Origin of the sequence: Streptomyces triticirhizae, assembly GCF_003696235.1 — a bacterium.
GTDB classification, from domain to species: Bacteria; Actinomycetota; Actinomycetes; order Streptomycetales; family Streptomycetaceae; genus Streptomyces; species Streptomyces triticirhizae.
On sequence record NZ_RFFJ01000122.1, the window covers coordinates 1 to 19,559 of the forward strand.

General features: G+C 73.9%; 18 protein-coding genes. 10 read left to right on the forward strand and 8 right to left on the reverse strand.

Annotated features, from left to right (window positions below; genetic code table 11):
- Positions 1-5: 5 nt before the first annotated feature.
- A complete protein-coding gene (locus EBN88_RS19780; RefSeq protein WP_122185246.1) occupies positions 6-1,226 on the reverse strand; it encodes a lycopene cyclase family protein in 1,221 nt (406 codons plus the stop codon).
- A 445-nt stretch (positions 1,227-1,671) separates the two neighbouring features.
- Here EBN88_RS19780 and EBN88_RS19785 point away from each other — a divergent pair, with 445 nt between their 5' ends.
- Positions 1,672-2,358 carry a transglycosylase SLT domain-containing protein gene (locus tag EBN88_RS19785; RefSeq protein ID WP_122185247.1) on the forward strand — a complete coding sequence of 229 codons (687 nt, stop codon included), beginning with the start codon at positions 1,672-1,674 and terminating at the stop codon, positions 2,356-2,358.
- 111 nt (positions 2,359-2,469) lie between these two features.
- Here the strand turns inward: EBN88_RS19785 and EBN88_RS19790 are convergent, their stop codons facing one another.
- The 4 genes from EBN88_RS19790 to EBN88_RS19805 all read right to left on the reverse strand — a co-directional run bounded on the left by EBN88_RS19790 (position 2,470) and on the right by EBN88_RS19805 (position 6,746).
- A complete protein-coding gene (locus tag EBN88_RS19790) occupies positions 2,470-3,483 on the reverse strand; it encodes a LacI family DNA-binding transcriptional regulator (protein ID WP_122185248.1) in 1,014 nt (337 codons plus the stop codon).
- Positions 3,484-3,564: 81 nt separating this feature from the next.
- Positions 3,565-4,449 carry a carbohydrate ABC transporter permease gene (locus tag EBN88_RS19795; protein ID WP_122185249.1) on the reverse strand — a complete coding sequence of 295 codons (885 nt, stop codon included), beginning with the start codon at positions 4,447-4,449 and terminating at the stop codon, positions 3,565-3,567.
- A gap of 17 nt (positions 4,450-4,466) precedes the next feature.
- Positions 4,467-5,396 carry a carbohydrate ABC transporter permease gene (locus EBN88_RS19800; RefSeq protein ID WP_122185250.1) on the reverse strand — a complete coding sequence of 310 codons (930 nt, stop codon included), beginning with the start codon at positions 5,394-5,396 and terminating at the stop codon, positions 4,467-4,469.
- Positions 5,397-5,453: 57 nt separating this feature from the next.
- Positions 5,454-6,746, reverse strand: coding sequence for an ABC transporter substrate-binding protein (locus EBN88_RS19805; protein ID WP_122185251.1), 1,293 nt, complete (start codon positions 6,744-6,746; stop codon positions 5,454-5,456).
- A 204-nt stretch (positions 6,747-6,950) separates the two neighbouring features.
- On the opposite strand from EBN88_RS19805, the gene EBN88_RS19810 reads away from it, so the two are divergent.
- Entirely contained in the window at positions 6,951-8,345 is a 1,395-nt protein-coding gene (locus tag EBN88_RS19810; RefSeq protein ID WP_147472774.1) for a glycoside hydrolase family 28 protein, read from the forward strand.
- A 103-nt stretch (positions 8,346-8,448) separates the two neighbouring features.
- Here the strand turns inward: EBN88_RS19810 and EBN88_RS19815 are convergent, their stop codons facing one another.
- Positions 8,449-9,252 (reverse strand): glycoside hydrolase family 16 protein, encoded by an 804-nt coding sequence (locus tag EBN88_RS19815; protein WP_122185253.1) that lies wholly within the window; start codon positions 9,250-9,252, stop codon positions 8,449-8,451.
- Positions 9,253-9,663: 411 nt separating this feature from the next.
- Between EBN88_RS19815 and EBN88_RS19820 the strand changes: the two genes are divergently transcribed.
- The 7 genes from EBN88_RS19820 (at position 9,664) to EBN88_RS19850 (ending at position 16,917) form a co-directional block, all read left to right on the forward strand.
- Complete coding sequence (locus tag EBN88_RS19820; RefSeq protein ID WP_122185254.1) at positions 9,664-11,004, forward strand: PP2C family protein-serine/threonine phosphatase; 1,341 nt, start codon at positions 9,664-9,666, stop codon at positions 11,002-11,004.
- A gap of 928 nt (positions 11,005-11,932) precedes the next feature.
- Positions 11,933-12,427, forward strand: a complete 495-nt coding sequence (locus tag EBN88_RS19825) for a DUF5709 domain-containing protein (RefSeq protein WP_122185255.1) — start codon at positions 11,933-11,935, stop codon at positions 12,425-12,427.
- Between the two features lie 120 nt (positions 12,428-12,547).
- Positions 12,548-12,967, forward strand: a complete 420-nt coding sequence (locus EBN88_RS19830; RefSeq protein WP_122185256.1) for a TM2 domain-containing protein — start codon at positions 12,548-12,550, stop codon at positions 12,965-12,967.
- Positions 12,968-12,981: 14 nt separating this feature from the next.
- Positions 12,982-13,395 carry a DUF2752 domain-containing protein gene (locus EBN88_RS19835; protein ID WP_122185257.1) on the forward strand — a complete coding sequence of 138 codons (414 nt, stop codon included), beginning with the start codon at positions 12,982-12,984 and terminating at the stop codon, positions 13,393-13,395.
- Between the two features lie 51 nt (positions 13,396-13,446).
- Entirely contained in the window at positions 13,447-14,229 is a 783-nt protein-coding gene (locus tag EBN88_RS19840) for an SGNH/GDSL hydrolase family protein (RefSeq protein WP_122185258.1), read from the forward strand.
- An 11-nt stretch (positions 14,230-14,240) separates the two neighbouring features.
- Entirely contained in the window at positions 14,241-15,671 is a 1,431-nt protein-coding gene (gene purB, locus EBN88_RS19845; RefSeq protein ID WP_122185259.1) for an adenylosuccinate lyase, read from the forward strand.
- Positions 15,672-15,747: 76 nt separating this feature from the next.
- Positions 15,748-16,917, forward strand: coding sequence for an ROK family protein (locus tag EBN88_RS19850; protein ID WP_122185260.1), 1,170 nt, complete (start codon positions 15,748-15,750; stop codon positions 16,915-16,917).
- An 81-nt stretch (positions 16,918-16,998) separates the two neighbouring features.
- Here EBN88_RS19850 and EBN88_RS19855 read toward each other — a convergent pair whose 3' ends face one another.
- Positions 16,999-17,739, reverse strand: a complete 741-nt coding sequence (locus EBN88_RS19855; protein ID WP_233580798.1) for a GntR family transcriptional regulator — start codon at positions 17,737-17,739, stop codon at positions 16,999-17,001.
- A 196-nt stretch (positions 17,740-17,935) separates the two neighbouring features.
- Between EBN88_RS19855 and EBN88_RS19860 the strand changes: the two genes are divergently transcribed.
- Entirely contained in the window at positions 17,936-18,736 is an 801-nt protein-coding gene (locus EBN88_RS19860; RefSeq protein WP_122185261.1) for an SDR family oxidoreductase, read from the forward strand.
- Between the two features lie 96 nt (positions 18,737-18,832).
- Here the strand turns inward: EBN88_RS19860 and EBN88_RS30655 are convergent.
- Positions 18,833-19,559, reverse strand: a 727-nt coding sequence (locus tag EBN88_RS30655) for a hypothetical protein (RefSeq protein ID WP_122185262.1), incomplete at its 5' end; no start/stop codon positions are given.

Sequence of the window (19,559 nt, forward strand, 5' to 3'; positions counted from 1 at the left end):
GGCGTTCATCGGGGCACCGGGGCGGGTCGGGCGGCGGCGGGCGGCGCGGCGCGACGGGGGCGGACGGCGAGGTCAACGACCGTGCGCAGCAGGGGCAGCGCGGGGGCGCGCCGGCCGACCGTGAGGTCCTCGGCCGGGCTCGTGCGCCCGTCGAGGAAGCGCAGCAGCCGCGCGATCGGCACCTCGCGGAACAGGCGCGGGAAGACGTCGGCGCCACGCACCCGGCCCCGGTCGAGCGCCGCCAGCAGCACCGCGTCCAGCGCCAGGGCGCGGGCCGGGTAGGCGGGCGGCGGGAGCGGGGCGCGGCCGGCGAAGAGGGCGTCGGCGACGGCGGCGGTCTGGCGCTGCACGGCGGCGAACGTGTAGCCGGTGGACGGCCGGGTGGCGCCGCCGGCCGCGCCGATCCGGAAGACGGCGGGCCCGGCCCGGCGCGGGTGGCGCGCGTCGGTGAGCGGGATGACGCCGCGTTCGACGGCCTCGACCCGGTGGTCGTCACCGAGCCCGAGGACGCGGCCGGCGTAGTGGGCCAGCGCCCGCCGGTAGCCGGCGTCGTCCAGCGGGCGGCGGGAGAACCCGGTGTACTCGACGAGCGCCCGGTCCTCGGCGAGCGGGAGCACATAGCCGAACGCCAGCCCTTCGGCGGGCTGCGGCACCCGGAAGTCCATCAGCTCGACCACGGTCGGGTCGAACGCCGGGCGCGGGGTGCGCAGGAACCAGCCGTGGAAGTGCTGGAGGAGCCGGGTGCGGGCCGGCGGGGGCGCGGCCGGCGGGCGGGAGTCGAGGACCCAGCGGGCGCGCAGCCGCGCCGGCTGGCCCTCGGCGGTCTCCCCCAGCAGTTCGGCGCCGCCCGCGCGCGACCGCACCCGTCGCACGGTCCACTCCCGGCGTTCGACGGCGCCCGTCCGTTCGCGCACCCTGGCCTCGAAGTCGGCGGAGGTCAGCATCTTGTAGCGGCAGCCGCCGAGCCCGCGCTCGATGGTGTCGCCGTCGGGGCCGCGCACCCGCAGCCGGGACCAGGAGGCGGTGAGCCAGCCGTCGAACGGGCCGCCGGCCGGCTCCCACCAGCACCAGGTGCGCGGCGGCGGGCGCAGCGGCCCGGCCGGGGCCTCGACCAGGGTCACCGCGAGCGGCCGCGCGCCGGGCGGCGGGTGGGCCAGCCGCAGGGCGAGGGAGAGCCCGGCGGCTCCCGCGCCGACGATCGCGACCTCGGTCTCGCGTTCCCGCACGGCCTTCGCCCTCCCGCTCGCGGCGCCGCGCCCGGCGGCGGCGCCCCAGGGAGATGTACCAGCTCGCGGCCCGTGGGGACGCGATCGCCACGCCCGGGCTGCGGCCGCGTCGCGCGCTCACGGTGGGTGAGTTCGTCCCCGGGCGCGCTGTGACTCCCGACATAGGACCAAGGTCCCCTACGAGGCGGCCTAGCGGTGTGGGGTGCGCGCGACCCGGGGGCGGGGCCGCGTTCGGGGCCCGTCGGCTACGGAGCGGGGTCGTAGGTCACACCTTTGCCCGCCGCTCAAACGCTCGCTAAGACTGGCCATCGTCCGCAATCACGGGATTTACCCCCACTTCCAACGAGGAACGACCACATTGTTCGCACACAGCACCCCTGGCCCTCGCCGGTCCCGGACCCGCGGGGTCTCGGTGGCCGGAGTCGTCGCCGCCGGCGCAGCGGCCATGGCCGTCTCGCTCGTACCGGGTCACGCGGCCGCCGCCTCCCCCGAGGCGAGCACCGCTCCCGCGCCGACCGCCACCGGAACCGACGCCCCCGTCGCCTTCACCCTGACCGAGGGCAAGGCGGCCGGCACGTTGCGCGACACCCTCGGGGGTCGACCGACGGCGCTCGACCCGCTGCCCGCCACGCACCCCACGCAGGCGCCGGCCGCCGGGGACGAGGAGTCGGCGTCCGACGACGGCGAGGCCGCCGAGGACGCCAAGAACGGCGACCGGAACGAGGCCGCCGAGAACGCCGACAGCACCGAGAACGCCAAGGACACCGAGGACACCGAGGCGGAGGACGAGAAGTCGGCCGAGCCGGAGTACCCGGACAACCTCGACGGCTGGATACGCGAGGCCCTGGACATCATGGCCGAGCACGACATTCCGGGCTCCTACGAGGGCATCTACCGCAACATCATGCGGGAGTCCAGCGGCGACCCGTACGCCATCAACAACTGGGACATCAACGCCATCAACGGCGTGCCGTCCAAGGGTCTGCTCCAGGTGATCAAGCCCACCTTCGACGCCTACCACGTCGAGGGCACCGCCTACGACCAGTACGACCCGGTGGCCAACATCGTCGCGGCCTGCAACTACGCGGCCGACCGCTACGGTTCGATGGACAACGTCAACGGCCCCTACTGACCGGACCGTTCACGCCCGAGCACCGGGCCATGGCGACACCACGGCCGAGCCCACCCCGCGCACAGCGACACGACGGGGTGGGCTCGGCCGTTCGGCGTCGCGGGCGGGTCCTCAGGCGGGCCGCTCCGGCGCGGGCCCGGTGGACTCGCGGACCACCAGCCGGGCGGTGGGCGGCTCGGGCTCGTTCTCCACCGGCTCGCCCAGCAGCCGCAGCAGCCGGACGGCCGCCGCCCGGCTGACCTGGCGGGCGTCCTGGGTGACCGTGGTCAGCCGGGGGTGCAGCCACTGCCCCAGCGGGTGGTCGTCGTGCCCGACGACGGAGAGGTCCTCCGGCACCCGCAGCCCCATCCGCTGCGCGGTCGCGATCCCGGTCAGGGCCATGGCGTCGTTGGCGAACAGGATGGCGGTCGGCCGGCGTTCGGGGTCGGCCATCAGCTCGGCGGTCACCCGGGCAGCGCCCTCGCCGGAGAGTTCGGTGTCGAACACGGTGCGCAGCCGCAGGTCGTGGTCGGCCAGCGTGCGTTCTATCTGGAGGCGGCGCAGCCGGCTGTGCACCCGGTCCTCGGGCCCGGCGACATAGGCGATCCGCCGGTGGCCCAGCTCCGTCAGGTGGGTGACGGCCGCGCCCATGGCCTCCTCCAGCTCCAGCGCGTGCACGCACGCGGTGGGCTCGCCGCGCCAGGGCCGGCCGATCAGCAGCGCGGGCACGCCGAGCCGGCGCAGCAGCGCGTGGCGCGCGTCGCCGACGCGGTGGTCGGTCAACAGGAAGGCGTCGACGCGGCGTTCGCGGACCAGCTGCTCGTAGACGGCCAACTCGGTCTGGTCATCGGCGATCAGGTGCAGCCGCAGCCCGTAGCCGGCGGGGCCCAGCTCCTGTTCCAGGCCGGCGACGGTCTCGGCGAAGAACGGGTCGGCCGTCAGCAGGTCAGGGCCGCGCGCGATCACCAGGCCGACGGTGCGGGTGCGTTCGCCGCGCAGCGCCATGGCGTGGGCGCTGGGCGACCAGCCGAGCTTCTCGGCCGCGTTCAGAATGCGTTCCCTGGTGGCCGGGGAGATGCCGTCACGGTTGTTGAAGACCTTGGAGACGGCCGACTTGGAGACGCCGGCGAGCGCGGCCACGTCCATGATGGTGGGCTGGGAGCGACGGGAGGTGCGCTCCGTCGCCTGGTCGCGAGTGATGTCCTGCTCTCCTTGTGTGGGGCCGGGTCACATCTTGACCGCGCCGCTGATGAGTGCCTGCTCCATTCTGCGCTGGAGCACGATGTACACGATATAGACCGGGATCAGGGTGACGGCGGTGCCCGCCATCAGAACGCCGTACTCGGTGGCTTGGTTGGCCTGGAGCGTGGGCAGCGCGACCTGGATGGTGCGCTGCGAGGTGTCCGGACCGATGATGACCAACGAGTAGAGGTACTCGTTCCAGAAGTTCAGGAAGTTGAGCAGCAGCACGGTCGCGATGCCCGGCATACTCAGCGGGACGAAGACCCGCCACAGCACGGTCCACGTGGTGGCGCCGTCCACCCGGGCGCTCTCCTCCAGCTCCGGCGGCACGGTCCGCATGAACTGGGTCAGCAGCACCACCGACAGCGGCAGCGCGCCGGCGGGCAGCAGCAGGATGACGAACGTCCTGGTGTGGAAGAGCCCGGTGTAGGCCGCCATCAGGAAGGTCGGCACCAGCGCCGCGAAGGTCGGCACCAGGAAGCCCATGGCGAAGATCCGCTCCAGCAGCGCGGACAGCCGCCCCCGGCTGCGCGCCAGCGCGAACGAGGCGGGCAGCGCCAGCAGCAGCGTCAGCGCCAGCGCGGCGGCCGTGACCAGCGCCGAGTTGACCAGCGCCAGGTCGAGCCGCGCGTAGCGGATGGCGTCCTCGAAGTAGTGCCAGACCGGGTCGACCGGCGGCGTCAGCGGCGAGTCGAAGATGTCGGTGGTCTTCTTGAACGAGGAGATCACCAGGTAGTACAGGGGCAGCACCAGGGCCAGGGCGTAGAGCCAGACCAGGCCGTGGCTGACGCCCCACAGCACCCGGCCGGAGCGGCCGGAGCGTCGGGCGCCGCCACGCGGAGCGCGGGTTGCCTGCTTGGTGGTGGACATGTCGGCTCCCTGGGCGGTCAGTAGTTCTGGCGCAGCAGACGGCGGATGGCGAGCATTCCGACGAGTCCGACGCCGAAGAGCAGCACGCCGGCGGCCTGGCTGTAGCCGAGGTCGGACTGGACGAACGCCTTGTTGTAGACGAGGAAGGAGAGGTTGGTGGTGGCGTTCCCCGGGCCGCCCTGGGTGAGCAGCAGCACGTTCTGCGCCGAGGAGAAGAGAATCCACAGGAACTGGAGCATCGTGGTGACGCCCACATAGTCCTTGGTGACGGGGAAGGCGATGCGCCACATCCGCCGCCAGTGGCCCGCGCCGTCCAACTCGGCCGCCTCGTAGATCTCTTCGGGGACGCTGCCCAGCCGGGCGGCGAAGAGGACGGCGGTGAAGCCGATGCCGTTCCACAGGTCGATGGCCATGATGCAGGCCAGCGCGGTGTCGGTGTCCGCGAGCCAGGCGCGGCCGAGGCCGCCCAGGCCGACGGTGTCCAGCAGCCCGTTGAGCATCCCGTTGGGTGCCAGCACGCTGTAGGCCATCATCGCCTTGGCGGAGGCGGAGATCAGCGCCGGCGTGAAGAGCACCACCCGCAGCAGCCGGTGGCCGCGCGGCTTGAGCGTCAGGTAGTAGCCGACCATGAACGCGGCGACGATCATCACCGGCAGCACGACGCCGATCTGGATGGCGCTGTTGCGCACCGCCTGCCAGAACAGCGGGTCGTCCAGCACCGCGCGGTAGTTCTCCCAGCCCGCCCACGAGCGCGGGGCCAGCATTCCGGGCCAGCTCAGGCCGCTGATGTAGAACATGGCCAGCAGCGGGCCCAGCGTGAACAGCAGGTACCAGACCAGGGCCGGCACGGCCAGCAGCGTGACCGGGGAGCCCTCGCGTCGCGTTCTGCGAGGCCGACGGCCGGTGGCCGCCGGCGCGGTCGGTGGGGTGGTTGGGGTGGGGTGCACCGTCGTTGTGCCTTTCCGCTTGAACGGGCCCGGGTGGGCGGGCCGGGGTGGGAGCCGTCAGCTCCGGTAGGCCGTGTCCAGCGCCCGCGCGATGGACTCGGCGCCGTTGCCGGGGGTGAACGCCACGCTGGTCGCGCGGATCAGCGGCTGGGAGACGGCCGCCGGCACGAACAGGTCGGGCAGCACGGCGTAGGCGACCTCGCCCTCGCCCCCGCTCTCCTCGGAGAGCAGCACGGACTCGGCGATCAGCGGGAAGTCGGGGCTGTCGACGGTGTCCTTCAGGGCCGTCACCTGGCCGGCGTCGCGGACGAAGCGCGCGGTGGTCTCCTCGCTGTAGAAGTGCTTGACGAAGCGCTCCACGAGGCGGATCTTCTTCTCCCCGTTGGGGCTGATCCAGATGCCGGTCGAGGTGTAGCCGCGCAGCGCGGTCGGCCGGTCGTAGACGCTGTCGGCCGGCACCGGCCAGCCGCCCAGCTCGGTGACCTCGGCGACCTCCGGCGGCACGCTGGCCAGGGTGCCGGAGATCAGCGAGGCCACGGGCGCCCGGCCGCTGTAGAAGTCGGTGTTCATGGAGTCGGCGTTGAGGCCCTGGGCGCCGTCGAAGAAGACGCCGGCGTCGCGGAGTTCGACGAAGTGCGCGAGGCCCCGCAGCGCGTCGGGGTCGTCGGCGAAGCCGGCCTCCCGGAAGAGGCGCTCCGCGTCGGCGGGCTGGAGGTAGGCCTGCATGACCTGCATCAGCAGCTTCTGCCCCGACCAGTCGTTGCCGCCGATGGCGACCAGGCCCTTGGCGCCGGCGGAGCGCACGGCGTCGGCCGCCGCGAGCATCTCGTCGACGGTGCGCGGGATGTCGCCGACGCCGGCGGCCTCCAGCAGGGCGGTGTTGAAGGCGACCGGCCAGGTGAAGCCCGACCAGGGGAAGCCCATCAGGCGGCCCTGGGGGTCGGTCCACTCGGTGAGCGCCTGCGGGATGACCCGGCCGGCCAGGCCCCAGTCGTCGAGGTAGCGGGTGACGGGGACGGTGGCCCCGAGTTCCGACCAGGACAGCGACTTCTCGGCGAGGTTGACCATCACGACGTCGGCCTCCTTGCCGGCCAGCCGTGCCGTCTCGTAGACGTTGACCAGGTCGGTGCCGCCGGAGACCAGGTTCTTGATCCGGCTGCCCGGGTTCTCCCGCTCGAACGTGTCGCAGACGGTGTCATAGACCTCGGAGTCCGCCCCGCCCGCCGTGAACATGTTGTGCACGACCAGGGTGTCGGGGTCGTCATTGCCCGGGTCGAGCGCCCCACACGAGGTCAACGCCGGGGCAAGGGCGGCCGAAACCGCACCCGCGAGCATGGTTCTACGGCGCATGGACACCTCTTCTTCTCGCTGGTGGAACGGTTTAGCGGATCATAGAGAGCACCCCCGAAGCCGTCAATTTCCCCAAAGAAACGCCAGGTGATCAACGGTTCCAACCTTCGCACGCCCTTGCGTGACCCTTTGGTGGAACGGTATACCTGTGGACGCTTGAGGCGAGCCGAAGGCGCTCTGCCCGCTCCTGGCTGGAAACCCACCGTGGCCCGGCCATCCCAACTCCAGGAGAGCCTCCACCACATGTACAACGTCATCGAATACGGCGCCGTGGGCGACGGCACCACCAACGACACCGCCGCCGTGCAGGCCGCGATCGACGCCTGTGCGCGGGCCGGCGGGGGGCGGGTGGTCCTGCCGGGCGGGCGCACCTTCCGCACCGGGACCGTGACGCTGCGCTCGCACGTCGAGCTGCACATCGAGCACGGCGCGACCCTGGCCGGCAGCCCCGACTTCGCCGACTACACGGTCCACTTCGGCGGTGTGGTCCTCAACGACGGCAACACCCAGTGGGGGAAGACCCCGACCACGGTGCTGCTGAACGCCGAGGGCGCGGAGAACATCGCGGTCACCGGCGCGGGCACCATCGACGGCGCCGGCCGGCACTTCGTGCTGTCGGACAACGGCTACATCTACACCATGGACGAGCGCCGCCCGTTCACCGTGTACTTCCGCGACTGCCGCAACGTGACCTTCCGCGACGTCTCGATCGTGGACGGCGCGGTGTGGACGCTGCGGCTGTCGCTCTGCGACGACGTGCTGATCCACGGCATCCGCATCCACAACGACCTCAAGACGCCCAACAGCGACGCCATCGACCTCGACTGCTGCCGCCGGGTGCGGATCAGCGACTGCGACATCGTCGCCGGCGACGACGCGATCTGCCTGAAGACCTGCCTGGAGCACACCCGCGAGGCCACCGACGAGGAGCGGGTCTGCGAGGACGTCACGGTCACCGGCTGCACCATCACCACCACCTCCAGCGCGCTGATCCTGGGCGTGGAGGCGCAGACCCCGATCCGCAACGTGGTCTTCTCCTCCTGCGTGATCCGCAACAGCGCCCGGGGGATCGCCGTCCGGCTGGCGGAGGGCGGCGACATCGAGAACGTCCTCTTCAGCGACATCGTGATCGAGACCCGCTTCTTCCACGAGGGCTGGTGGGGCCGTGGCGAGCCCATCGCGATCATGGCCGTGCCGTGGCGGGACCGCTGCGGGACCATCCGCAACGTGCGGGTGCGCAACGTGCTGTGCCGCTCGGAGAACGGCGTCCTCGTCCACGCCCAGCAGCCCGGCGCCATCGAGGACATCGTGCTGGAGGGCGTGCGCGTGGAGATCGACCGCTGGAGCCGGTGGGAGGGCGGCCACGGCGACTTCCGGCCGCGCCGCGCCGAGGACTTCCCGAAGATGCCGACCGACGCCTTCCGCCTGGAGAACGCGAGCCGCGTGCAGCTGCGCGACTGCGAGGTGGTCTGGGCCAAGCGTCCCGAGGACGGCCGGCACGCGCTGTACGCGGAGAACTGCCCGGGCCTGACCAACCGCGACTTCCGGGGCGAGGCCGCGCACCCGGAGCGGGGGCAGGAGCCGGTGGTCATCGCCTGACCTCACGGCTCTCGAACGTCACACCGGCGGCGGCTGGCGGGGAGCCGCCGCCGGTGGGCGTTCACGCCCGGGACCCCTCGCTCAGGCGCCCGGGGTCCCTCGCTCAGGCGCGGGAACGGCCGACGTAGATGTCGCGCGCGTGGAAGAGGGTGTCGGTGGTGGGGCCCGAGGAGCCGGAGGAGCCCTCCATCTGGAGGTTGACGATGATCCACAGCGGCTGGTTGACGAAGTCCGCGCCCCGGTGCTGCCCGACCCAGGTGTCGTCCAGGTAGTAGTGGATGTCCACGTCGGTCGCGTTGACCCTGCTGATCCAGGCGCGGTAGCCGTGCCAGGAGCCGGGGCTCGGGACGTTGACGATGGTGTTGGACCAGCCGCCCTCGGCGTTCCGGTAGGTGTTGAACCAGTTCCGGGCGTCGCCCTTGAACTCCAGGACGTCGCTCTCCGGCGGCCAGCTGTTGACGCCGGTCAGCCAGAACGCGGGCCAGGTGCCGGGCGCCGAGGGCGCCTGGAACCGGCCCTTCACCTCCCACTGGGGGAACTGGTCGTTGACCACCACGTGTTGGCGGGCGTGCACGGCCCCCGAGTGGTAGCGGATCGGCAGGTAGGGGTCGGCGGAGCTGTTGCCCTCGTCCCAGTCGATGCGGGTCGCCCTGAGGGTGAGCGTTCCCCCGTCGAGGGAGATGTGGTTGTGGTCGCTGGCGCTCCCGTACATGCGGGCGGTGCCGTTGTGGTCCGAGCCCCAGGGGTAGAGGTAGTTCCAGTTGGCCTCCAGCGTCGCGTAGTCGGTGAACGAGTCGCTGATCACCGTCTCCCAGGTGGCGGCCGCCGCCGGGCGGGCGAGGCCGACCGCCGCGCCGGCGAGGCCGGCCCCGCCGACCGTCAGAAACCGTCGTCGTGTGTGCGTCACCGTGCTCAACCCTTCGTCCGTGTCGAGGGAAGGCGGCGCCGGCCAGCCCCGAAACGGCCCGCCGCGCCCACCATCCCGCCGGCCCGAGGGCGGGTCAACGACCCCCGAACGAACCGATCACCCTCGATCGACAGCGATCAGGACACCGGCCGCCCGGCCGCCAACACCCCCCGGATGAAGGGGACTTGAGAGGGACGGGGTTCGACTCACCGGGGAGGTCACGCACGGGTCGGCGGCGGCCGCCCAACGCCGCGCGAGCTGGCGCCGGCGCGGCACCGGCCGACCGGCCCGGGGGCCGGTCGCTGTGCGCCGACCGGGTGGGCGCCGGCCCCAGCGGCCCTGTCGGCTTCCCCGCCCCCGGAGGACCGCGTATCCAGGAGTCCTGGACCGACCGCCCGACGGGGAGAAGCCATGGCGCAGCAGCGCGAGCAACCGGAGATCCCCTACACCTCCCTGCTCGACCTGCCGCTCTCCTCCGACCTGGACCGGATCAGCGAGCAGTTGCACGCCCTGGCCCGCGCGCAGGGCAGCCTCCAGGGGCTGCTCGACGCGGTGATGGGCATCAGCAGCGAGCTGGAGCTGCCGGCGGTGCTGCGGCGGATCGTCAGCACCGCGATGGACCTGGTCGGCGCGCGGTACGGGGCGCTGGGCGTGCTGGACGAGGAGGGCGACGAGCTGTCGGAGTTCGTCCCGCTGGGGCTGAACGCGCGCGAGCTGGAGGACCTGTCCGGCGTCGAACTCCCGCGCGGGCGGGGCTTGTTAGGGCATCTGATCCACCATCCTGAGCCGCTGCGGGTGGCGGAGATCTCCGAGCATCCGGAGTCGGCCGGCTACCCGCCGGGCCACCCGCCGATGCGGACCCTGCTGGGGGTGGCGATCCGGGTGCGGGAGCGGGTCTACGGCAACATCTACCTCTCCGACCGGCGCGACGGGCGGCCCTTCGACGAGCACAACGAGGGCGTGATCCGGGCGCTGGCCGGCACGGCCGGGGTGGCGATCGAGCACGCCAGGCTCTACCAGCGGGTGCGCGGCAGCGCTGAGACGTTCCAGCGGATGCTGCTGCCGACGCTGATGGACCTGCGTCCGCTCTCGGCGGCGACCATCTACCGGCCGGCGAACGAGCCGGGCCATCTGGGCGGCGACTGGTACGACGCGCTGCGGCTGCCGGACGGCTCGCGCGTGGCGGTGATCGGCGATGTCGTCGGGCACGACACCCGGGCGGCGGCCAGGATGTCGCAGGTCAGAAACATGCTGCGGGCGCTGGGCCTGAGCGGCGACACCTCGCCGGCCGGGGTGCTGTGCCAGCTGGACCGCATCCTGCACACGCTGGGCGAGAACGAGTTCACCACGGCCTGGCTGGCGCGCCTCGCCCCCGACGGGGCCGACTGGTCGGTGCGGTGGAGCAACGCGGGCCATCCGCCTCCGCTGCTGCTGGCGCCGGGGCTGCCGCCGCGTTTCCTGGAGGGCGAGCCGGGGGTGCCGCTGGGCGTGGACGTAGGGGTGGCGCGGCCCGAGCACCGGGAGCGGCTGCCGGCGGGCAGCGTGCTGGTGCTCTACACGGACGGCCTGGTCGAGGTGCCCGACCGGCCGATCGACCACGGGATGCGGGCCCTGGCGCGGGTCGCGGACGCCCATGTGGGCGGCTCGTTGGAGGAGTTGTGCGAGGCCCTGGTGGCGGAGCGGGCCGGCGAGGTGTCCGACGACATCGCCATCCTGGCGCTCCGCGTCCCGCCGGCGGCCGACCGCGCCTGACGGCGCCCGAGGGCGCCGCGTCAACTCCCGGACGGGCGGGGCCCGTCGGGGCGGTGGATGAAGCCGGTCAACGGGGCACGCTCCGCCCAGCCGATGGCACGGCAGAGGGCGCGCCCCGGGTGTCCGCACGACGGCGGCCAGCGCGCGAACGGTCGCCTCGTTCGCGGGGAACTGCGCGGGTGATGTGGGACGGACCGCAGACGACAACAGTGGGGGGTGGCCTCGGTGCGTAGTCGGGTGCGGGCCGCAGACGACAACGGTTGGGGGTGGTCTCTGTGCGTAGTCGGGTGCGGGCCGTTGACGGTTGCTCGCGCGGTTCCCCGCGCCCCTGGAGGTGCGTGGGCGCTCAGGGGCGCGGGGAACTGCGCGGGTGATGTGGGACGGACCGCAGACGACAGCGGTCAGGAGTAGCCCCGGCGCGTAGTCGAGTGCCGCCCCGGCGCCCAGCGCCGGGACTCAGGAGGCCAGCGCAGCGACCTCCGTTCCGGCCAGCAGCACCGCGCCCACCGCGAAGTCGCTGGTCGTGGTCGCCGTGACGGGCTGGCTTGACTCCGGTTCGTAGCCGACGCCCTGGACCCAGCCCAGCGGCCCGTCCTCCCGGATCGCGTCGCGCGCCAGCGCGCCTCGGGCAGCACATGGCGGATTCGCTGGCCCGGCTGGCCGACCTCGATCCGCAGCCCCCAGGGGGTCGCGCTGGGCGCGGGGACGCCCCGGGAGACGACCCAGCCGGCGACCCAGCCCGGGCGATGGCGGGCACGTCGGCGGCGCGGGCACGCGAGGCGGTAAGAGGTTAACTCATGGAACGGAGCTTACCTATCCGCCGCCCGCCACCCGGTTCCGGCCCCGGTCGTCCCCCTTGCTGACCGGTTGGGCGTTTTGTTCCCACGGGCCCGGGGAAGCCGGAGCGGAGCAGAAGGGAGGGCTGGAGATGACGGACGACGCCGCGATGGGCGACGAGGTCTACCAGCCGACCGAGTCGCAGACCAGGGACGACCCCTACGAGCTGGACCTGGAGAACAGCCTGGACGGATACGACGCGGACGCCACCCTCGACGAGGGCTACTCGCCCCCCGAGAAGCCCAGGGCGGTCAACGACCCGGGCACCACGGCGCGCGGCCAGCGTGAGGGCGCCTCGTTGGACGAGCGGCTGGCTGAGGAGACCCCGGACGTGCGGCCGCCGGTCGGCGACGGCATCGGGGATCTGCCCGGCGAGGAGGGCGAGCCGCTGCCCGAGACCGTGGAGGAGGGCGCGGTGGGCGACGAGCGCGCCGGCCGCCTGGTGCGGGCGACGGACGAGTCGACGCTCAGGCCCGACCCCGTCGCCGCCGAGGACGCCGGGATCGACGGCGGCGCGGCCAGCGCCGAGGAGGCCGCCGTACACCTGACGGAACCGGAGGGCCCGCTTCAGGAGTCTGGGGAGTGAGGGGACGCCCCCGGCGCGTTCCACGATGATCCGGTTGTTTGGCAGTATGTCGCCTGGCCGCGTCGTCCCACGGCGTCGGTCGTTCCCAGACCACAACCGCTCCTCGTCCTCAGGGGGGACATGTCCGACCAGAATCCCTACCAGCAGCCCAACCCGCAGCAGCCCCCTCCCGGGCAGCCGGGTCAGCAGCCCGGTTACGGCTACCCCGGCCAGCAGCCGGCGTCGGCCCCGCCCGGTTACGGCTACCCGCAGGGTGGCGGCTACGGCGCCCAGCCGGGCTACGCCCCGGACCCGAGCGCGCCCTACGGGTACGACCCCTACGGCCGTCCCTACTCGCACAAGTCCAAGATCGTCGCCGGTGTGCTCCAGATCCTGCTGGGCGGCCTGGGCGCCGGCCGGTGGTACACCGGTCACGCCGGCATGGCCGTCGCCCAGCTGTTGACCTGTGGCGGTCTCGGCATCTGGTCGCTGATCGACGGCATCCTCTTCCTGGTCAAGGACGACCGCACCGACGGCGACGGCCGGGTGCTGAAGAGCTGAGGACCGTGGACCGCGTGCGGCGGACCGGCGCGGTGGCGCGCGGGATACGAACGCATCCCGTCGCGCCACCGCTCGCCCTGCTCGGCGCCGGACTGGCGGGCGCCGTCTACCTCTGGCACACCGACCCCTACACGGGCGGCCAGGCGCTGCCGCGCTGCCCGGTCAACTGGGCCACCGGGCTGCTCTGCCCGGCCTGCGGCGGGACCCGGATGTCCTACGACCTGCTCCATCTCGACCTGCCGGGCGCCTTCGCCGCCAACCCCGTGCTGCTGAGCGTCGGGGTCCCGTTGGGCCTGTTCCTCGCCGGCCGTTGGCTGGCCGCCGGGGTGCGGGGCGAGCGGTACCGGCCCCGGTTCTCGCCGGCGGCGACCGCCGTGGTGCTGGTCGTCGCGCTGGTGTGGATGGTGGCCCGCAACCTCGTCGGCTGATCGCGGGGTGATCGCGGGGCGGGTTTCCGTGCTCGCTAGCATGGGCTCGCCATGCACGACATCGCAGACTTCCGCAGTTTTGTCGCCCTGGGCGACTCGTTCACCGAGGGCATGTCCGACGCCCTGCCCGACGGGAGCTACCGGGGCTGGGCCGACCTGCTGGCCGGCCGGTTCGGCGCGGAGGTCCAGGACTTCCACTACGCCAACCTCGCCGTGCGCGGCAAGCTGATGCGGCAGATCGCCGAGGACCAGGTGCCGGTCGCGGCGACCATGGGCGCGGACCTGATCACCCTGGTCGGCGGGCTCAACGACGTGCTGCGGCCGCGCTGCGACCTGAACGCGGTCGTCGAGCTGCTGGACCGCTCGGCGGCCCGACTGGCGCCCAACTGCCGCCAGTTGGTGTTGATGCGCAGCCCGGGCCGGCAGGGCCCGGTGCTGGAGCGGTACCGGGGCCGGATGGAGGCGCTGTTCGCCGCGATCGACGAGATCGCCGCGCGGCACGGGGCGCTCGTCGTCGACCTCTACGCGTCCAAGGCGCTGGGCGACCCGAGGCTGTGGGCCGACGACCGCCTCCATCTGACCGCCGAGGGCCACCGGCGCACGGCCGAGGCGGTGTGGCAACGGCTCGGCGGGGCGCCCACGTTCGACTGGGACGAGCCGCTGCCGGTCACCGCGCCGGGACGCTGGTACGCGCGGCGGGTGGCGGACGCGCGGTTCGCCGGGCGGCATCTGCTGCCGTGGATCGGACGCCGGCTGACCGGCCGTTCCTCGGGCGACGGCCGGCTGGCCAAGCGGCCGGACCTGGCTCCCGTGGCCTGGGAGAAGGGGCCGTAGAATCCGGCCTTGTGACTGACAAGCCGCGCATTCCGAACGTCCTCGCCGGCCGCTACGCCTCGGTGGAGCTGGCCAGGCTCTGGTCCCCCGAGTACAAGATCGTGCTGGAGCGCCGGCTGTGGCTGGCGGTGCTGACCGCCCTGTCCGACCTGGGCGTGGAGGTGCCGGCCGAGGCGGTCGACGACTACCGGCGGGTGCTGGAGCGGGTGGACCTCGCGTCCATCGCTGAGCGCGAGCGGGTCACCCGACACGACGTGAAGGCGCGGATCGAGGAGTTCAACGCGCTCGCCGGGCACGAGCAGGTGCACAAGGGCATGACCTCGCGCGACCTGACGGAGAACGTCGAGCAGTTGCAGCAGCGCCTGTCGCTGGAGCTGGTGCGGGACCGCACGGTGGCGCTGCTGGCGCGGCTGGGCCGACTGGCCACCGAGCACGCCGAGTTGGTGATGGCGGGGCGTTCCCACAACGTGCCGGCGCAGGCGACGACGCTGGGCAAGCGGTTCGCGACGGCCGCCGACGAGCTGCTGGTGGCGTTCGGCCGGCTGGAGGAGCTGCTGGCCCGCTACCCGCTGCGCGGGGTGAAGGGCCCGGTCGGCACCTCGCAGGACATGCTCGACCTGCTGGGCGGGGACGAGCGGCGGCTGGCGGAGCTTGAGGGGCGGGTCGCCGGGCATCTGGGCTTCACCCAGGTCTTCGGCTCGGTCGGCCAGGTCTATCCGCGTTCCCTGGACTTCGAGGTGGTCACGGCGCTGGTGCAACTGGCCGCCGCGCCCTCCTCGTTGGCCAGGACCATCCGGCTGATGGCCGGGCAGGAGCTGGTGACGGAGGGCTTCCAGCCGGGGCAGGTCGGCTCGTCGGCGATGCCGCACAAGATGAACACCCGCTCCTGCGAGCGGGTCAACGGGCTGGCCGTGGTGCTGCGCGGCTATGCCTCGATGACGGGCGAGCTGGCCGGCGACCAGTGGAACGAGGGCGACGTCTCGTGCTCGGTGGTGCGCCGGGTGGCGCTGCCGGACGCGTTCTTCGCCTTCGACGGGCTGGTGGAGACGATGCTCACGGTGCTGGACGAGTTCGGGGCGTTCCCGCCGGTGGTCGCGCGGGAGCTGGACCGCTATCTGCCGTTCCTGGCCACCACCAAGGTGCTGATGGCGGCGGTGCGGGCGGGCGTCGGACGGGAGACCGCGCACGAGGTGATCAAGGAGCACGCGGTGGCGTCCGCGCTGCGAATGCGGGAGGGTGCGGAGCACAACGAGCTGTTGGACCGGCTGGCCGGGGACGAGCGGATTCCGCTGGACCGGGCCGGGCTCGCGGAGCTGATGGCCGACCGGCTCTCCTTCACGGGCGCCGCGAGCGGCCAGGTGGCGGCCGTGGTGGCGCGCGTCGACGAGGTCGTCAAGCGCTACCCGGAGGCCGCCGGCTACGCGCCCGGCGCGATCCTCTGACTCCGAACGGCCCCGGGCTCAGGTCCGGCGCGGTCGGTGGTTGGGTGGCGCGACGTCGGTCGAGCGGGAGGCGCGGGTGGGTCAACTCATGGGCGGCGACCCCTCGTTGCTGCGGAAGATCAACCAGGCGGCGGTGCTGCGCGCGCTGCGCGCCGCCGGGCGCGGCTGCTCGCTGACGGATCTGGCCCGCTCCACTGGCCTGTCCCGGCCCACCGTCGAGGGCGTGCTGGACGGGCTGGCGCGGGCGGATCTCGTGGTCGAGACGAAGGCGGCCGAGACCACGGCCGCCGGGGCGGCGGGGGTGCGGCGGCTGGGGCGGCCGGCGCGGCGCTTCCGGTTCCGGGCCGAGGCCGGGCGGCTGCTGGGCGTCGAGGTCGGGGCGCGGCGGATCTCGGCGGTGCTGGCCGACCTGGCCGGGCGGCGCCTCGGGGAGGCGAGCCGGGGGGTGCCGCCCGATGCGTCGGCCGAGGAGCGGCTGGAGCGGATCGAGCAGGCGGCGCGGGCGCTGCTGGGCGAGGGTGGGCAGGGCGCCCCGGCGCCGCGCGCGGTGGGCGTGGGCACGCCCGGCATCGTGGGGCAGGACGGCTCGGTGGCGCTGTGCACGGCGCTGCCGGGGTGGACGGGGCTGCCGTTGGGCGAGCGGCTGCGGGAGCTGTTCGGCGCGCCGGTGCTGGTGGAGAACGACGCCAACGCGGCGGTGCTGGGCGAGCGTTGGGTGGGCGCGGCGGCCGGCTGCGACGATGTGGTGATGGTGCTGGCCGGGTTGAGCCCGGGCGCCGGCTCGCTGATCGGCGGCCGGCTGCACCGGGGCCACGGCGGGGCGGCCGGGGAGATCGGCGCGCTGCACCTGCTGGGCCGGCAGGCCACCCCGGAGCGGCTGTTGGCGACCTCGGGCACCCCGATCGACCCGCTCGACGAGCGGGCCGTCACCCGGGTGTTGGCGGCGGCGCGGGCCGGCGACCCGCGCGCGGAGGAGGCGGTGGCCCGCCTGGTGGAACGGCTGACCCACGATGTGGCGGCGCTGGTGCTGGCGTTGGACCCGGAGCTGGTGGTGGTCGGCGGCTGGGCCGCCGGCCTGGACCAGGTGGTGGAGCCGCTGCACCGGGAGTTGGAGCGCTACTGCCTGCGCGCGCCCCGGGTCGTCGCCTCGGCGCTGGGCGGCGGTGCGGTCGCCACCGGGGCGGTGCGGCTGGCCCTGGACCACCTGGAGGCGGAGCTGTTCACGGTGGCTGAGGTGCCGGACTGACGGGGGAAGCGGGCGTTGCCGCCGCCGGAGACCGCGCCGGCGCGGCGCCCGGCGGGCCGGGGCGTCTGCTCGCGGTCGGGGTCAGCTCGCGGTCAGCGCCAGCGGCTGGTCGCCGAAGGTGAGGCGGCAGGTGTCGGCCCGGTAGGTGGCCAGGGAGACGGCGGCGACCCGGCCGGCCGCGCCGTAGCGGGTGGTGACCAGCAGCACCGGGGAGCCGGGGAGCCGGTCCAGGGCGCCGGCCTGCTCGGCGTCGGCCGAGCCCAACTCGACGGAGCGGTCCTGCCCTTCGAGCGGCTGCCGGCGCAGCGCGGCGAGCGCCTCGTCCGCGTCGGCCACGCCGTCGGCCGGCTCCGGGCTGGGCAGCGCGTAGAGCCGCTCGACGGCGACCGGCTGTCCCTCGGCGACCAGCGCGCGGCTGACCACCGGCAGCGCCGTGCCGCGCGGCACGCCCAGCGCGTGCGCCACCACGGGCGGCGCGCCCGCCACGGCGAAGCCGTCCACCGACCACGGGTCGTCCTCGGCGCCCGGCCAGGTCTGCCGCGCCGGGCTGACGTCGACCCCGACGCGCGGCGGCGCGACCGTGGTGCCCACGCCGCGCCGGCGCTGGAGGCGGCCCTCCAACTCCAGCTGGTCCAGGGCCTGTCGGAGGGTGGCCCTGGCCACGCCGAACCTGGCGGCCAGGGTGCGTTCGTCGGGCAGTACCTGCCCCACGCTGAACTCGGCGTCCAGGGCGTCGGTCAACGCGGTCTTCAGCTGCCAGTACTTGGGCTCGGCCGGCGGCGTGCCCCGCCGGGACGCCGTCCGTCGCGTGATGGTCCCCACCCTCGCCTCCCTGCCGCCCACGGCCGCCCGGCCCGCGCGAACGCCCGCGCCGGTGTCGCGAAAAGCGGTGATGCGGTGATTATGAAAGGTTGTTGCGTATCTGGACCCTAGGGTCACACGGCACCTTGGTCAAGACCAAGTCCCTCGGGACCAGGTGGAACGGCCAGGACCGGGCCGGCGCGTAGGCTCGCCAGCCATGACGAACGAACGACCCACGCCCCCGCACCCGTCCCCCGTGGCTTCTCCCGTGGCGTCCCCCGTGACCGTGGTGACCGGCGGCGGCCGGGGCATCGGCGCGGCCGTCGCGGCACGGCTGGCGGAGGAGGGGCACGACGTGGCGATCGGCTGCCGCCGCGACGTCGAGGCGGCCGAGGCGGTCGCCGAACGGGTGCGGGCCGCCGGCCGCCGGGCCGTGGTGGTGGCGGGCGAGGTGAGCGAGGAGGCCGACGTGGAGCGGCTCTTCGCGACGGCGGCCGAGGAGCTGGGCCCGGTGACCGGGCTGGTCAACAACGCGGCGATCACCGGCCCCCTGGGGCGGACCACCGAGACGCCGACCGAGGTGATCCGCCGGGTCACGGAGGTCAACGTGCTGGGCGCGCTGTGGTGCGCCCGGCGCGCGGCGCTCGCCATGTCCACCCGGCACGGCGGCGCTGGCGGGGCGATCGTCAACGTCTCGTCGGCCGCCGCGACGCTGGGCAGCCCGGGCGAGTACGTGCACTACGCGGCGAGCAAGGCGGCCCTGGACGCGATGACCGTGGGCCTGTCCAAGGAGTTGGCGGCGGAGGGCGTGCGGGTCAACTCGGTGCAGCCGGGGATGATCCTGACCGAGATGCACGCGGCGATGGGCGACGCGGAGCGGCCCTGGCGGAAGGCGGCCGGCATCCCGCAGGGTCGGCCGGGGCGGCCGGAGGAGGTGGCCGGCGCGGTGGCCTGGCTGCTGTCGCCGGACGCCGGCTACACCACGGGCGCGGTGCTGCGGGTCTCCGGCGGGCTGTGACCCACGGCCGGCCGCGCGTTCCCCCCGGGGTCAACCGCCGGGCGGCCGGCCGGCGTTGGGCGCCGCGTCGCTGTCTCGCGTCGCCGTCTCGCTCCGCTATCCGCGCAGGACGGGTACGCGGTAGCACTCGATCTCCCACTTCGCCCGCTCCTCCGGCCTGCCCCTGGGCAGCGTGCGGGTGCCGGCGGCCAGGGTCACGGTCCGGTCGGCGGAGAGGCAGAAGACGGTGTAGAGCCGCTGGCCGGTGAAGTCGCGTGACTCCTCGTAGTAGTAGTCGGCGGCCACGTTCCGGTCGTCCCGCAGGAACGGGCGTTGCAGGAACTCCTGCACCCCGGCCGGGTAGTTGCCCAGCACGCCGAGCTGCTGGGGGTGGAGGTCCAGTGTCGTCGGGGGCCGGACGGGCGGGGGCGGCGCGTCCGGGGCGTGGCGGCGGAACCGCGCGACGCCCCGCGAGCGGCGCGCCGAGCCGTCGACCGTGAAGGTCTCGTTCACCAGGGCCCCGGCGTCCAACCTGAGGCGTTCCACCAGGTAGACGGGTCGGCCGTGGCGCGTCGTCGGGGTGGCCCTGCACAGCCCCAGCGGCCCGAAGGCGATGGCCGTGGGCCGCTCCTCGCCGGGGTCGAGCCGGGCCCACCAGGCGAGCACGGTGCCGGCCTTCTCGGCGAGCCGCTCCCGGGTCCTCGGGCCGAGCATGTCCCAGCACCGGCTCCGGTTGGGCGCGGAGTCGCCGGTGGGGAAGCCGCCGGGTTGGTGGATCGGCGCGGCCGGCTCGGCGGGCGCCGGCAGCCGCGCCGGGTCGGCGTCCGCCGGGCGCGGCGCGGGC

What these genes read in the sequence shown, in the direction of transcription:
- EBN88_RS19795 (WP_122185249.1), bottom strand. Translation starts at nt 4,449, where the DNA reads ATGTCCACCACCAAGCAGGCAACCCGCGCTCCGCGTGGCGGCGCCCGA.
- EBN88_RS19860 (WP_122185261.1), top strand. Translation starts at nt 17,936, where the DNA reads ATGACGAACGAACGACCCACGCCCCCGCACCCGTCCCCCGTGGCTTCT.
- EBN88_RS19805 (WP_122185251.1), bottom strand. Translation starts at nt 6,746, where the DNA reads ATGCGCCGTAGAACCATGCTCGCGGGTGCGGTTTCGGCCGCCCTTGCC.
- EBN88_RS19820 (WP_122185254.1), top strand. Translation starts at nt 9,664, where the DNA reads ATGGCGCAGCAGCGCGAGCAACCGGAGATCCCCTACACCTCCCTGCTC.
- EBN88_RS19785 (WP_122185247.1), top strand. Translation starts at nt 1,672, where the DNA reads ATGGCCGTCTCGCTCGTACCGGGTCACGCGGCCGCCGCCTCCCCCGAG.
- EBN88_RS19825 (WP_122185255.1), top strand. Translation starts at nt 11,933, where the DNA reads ATGACGGACGACGCCGCGATGGGCGACGAGGTCTACCAGCCGACCGAG.
- EBN88_RS19840 (WP_122185258.1), top strand. Translation starts at nt 13,447, where the DNA reads ATGCACGACATCGCAGACTTCCGCAGTTTTGTCGCCCTGGGCGACTCG.
- EBN88_RS19790 (WP_122185248.1), bottom strand. Translation starts at nt 3,483, where the DNA reads ATGGACGTGGCCGCGCTCGCCGGCGTCTCCAAGTCGGCCGTCTCCAAG.
- EBN88_RS19830 (WP_122185256.1), top strand. Translation starts at nt 12,548, where the DNA reads ATGTCCGACCAGAATCCCTACCAGCAGCCCAACCCGCAGCAGCCCCCT.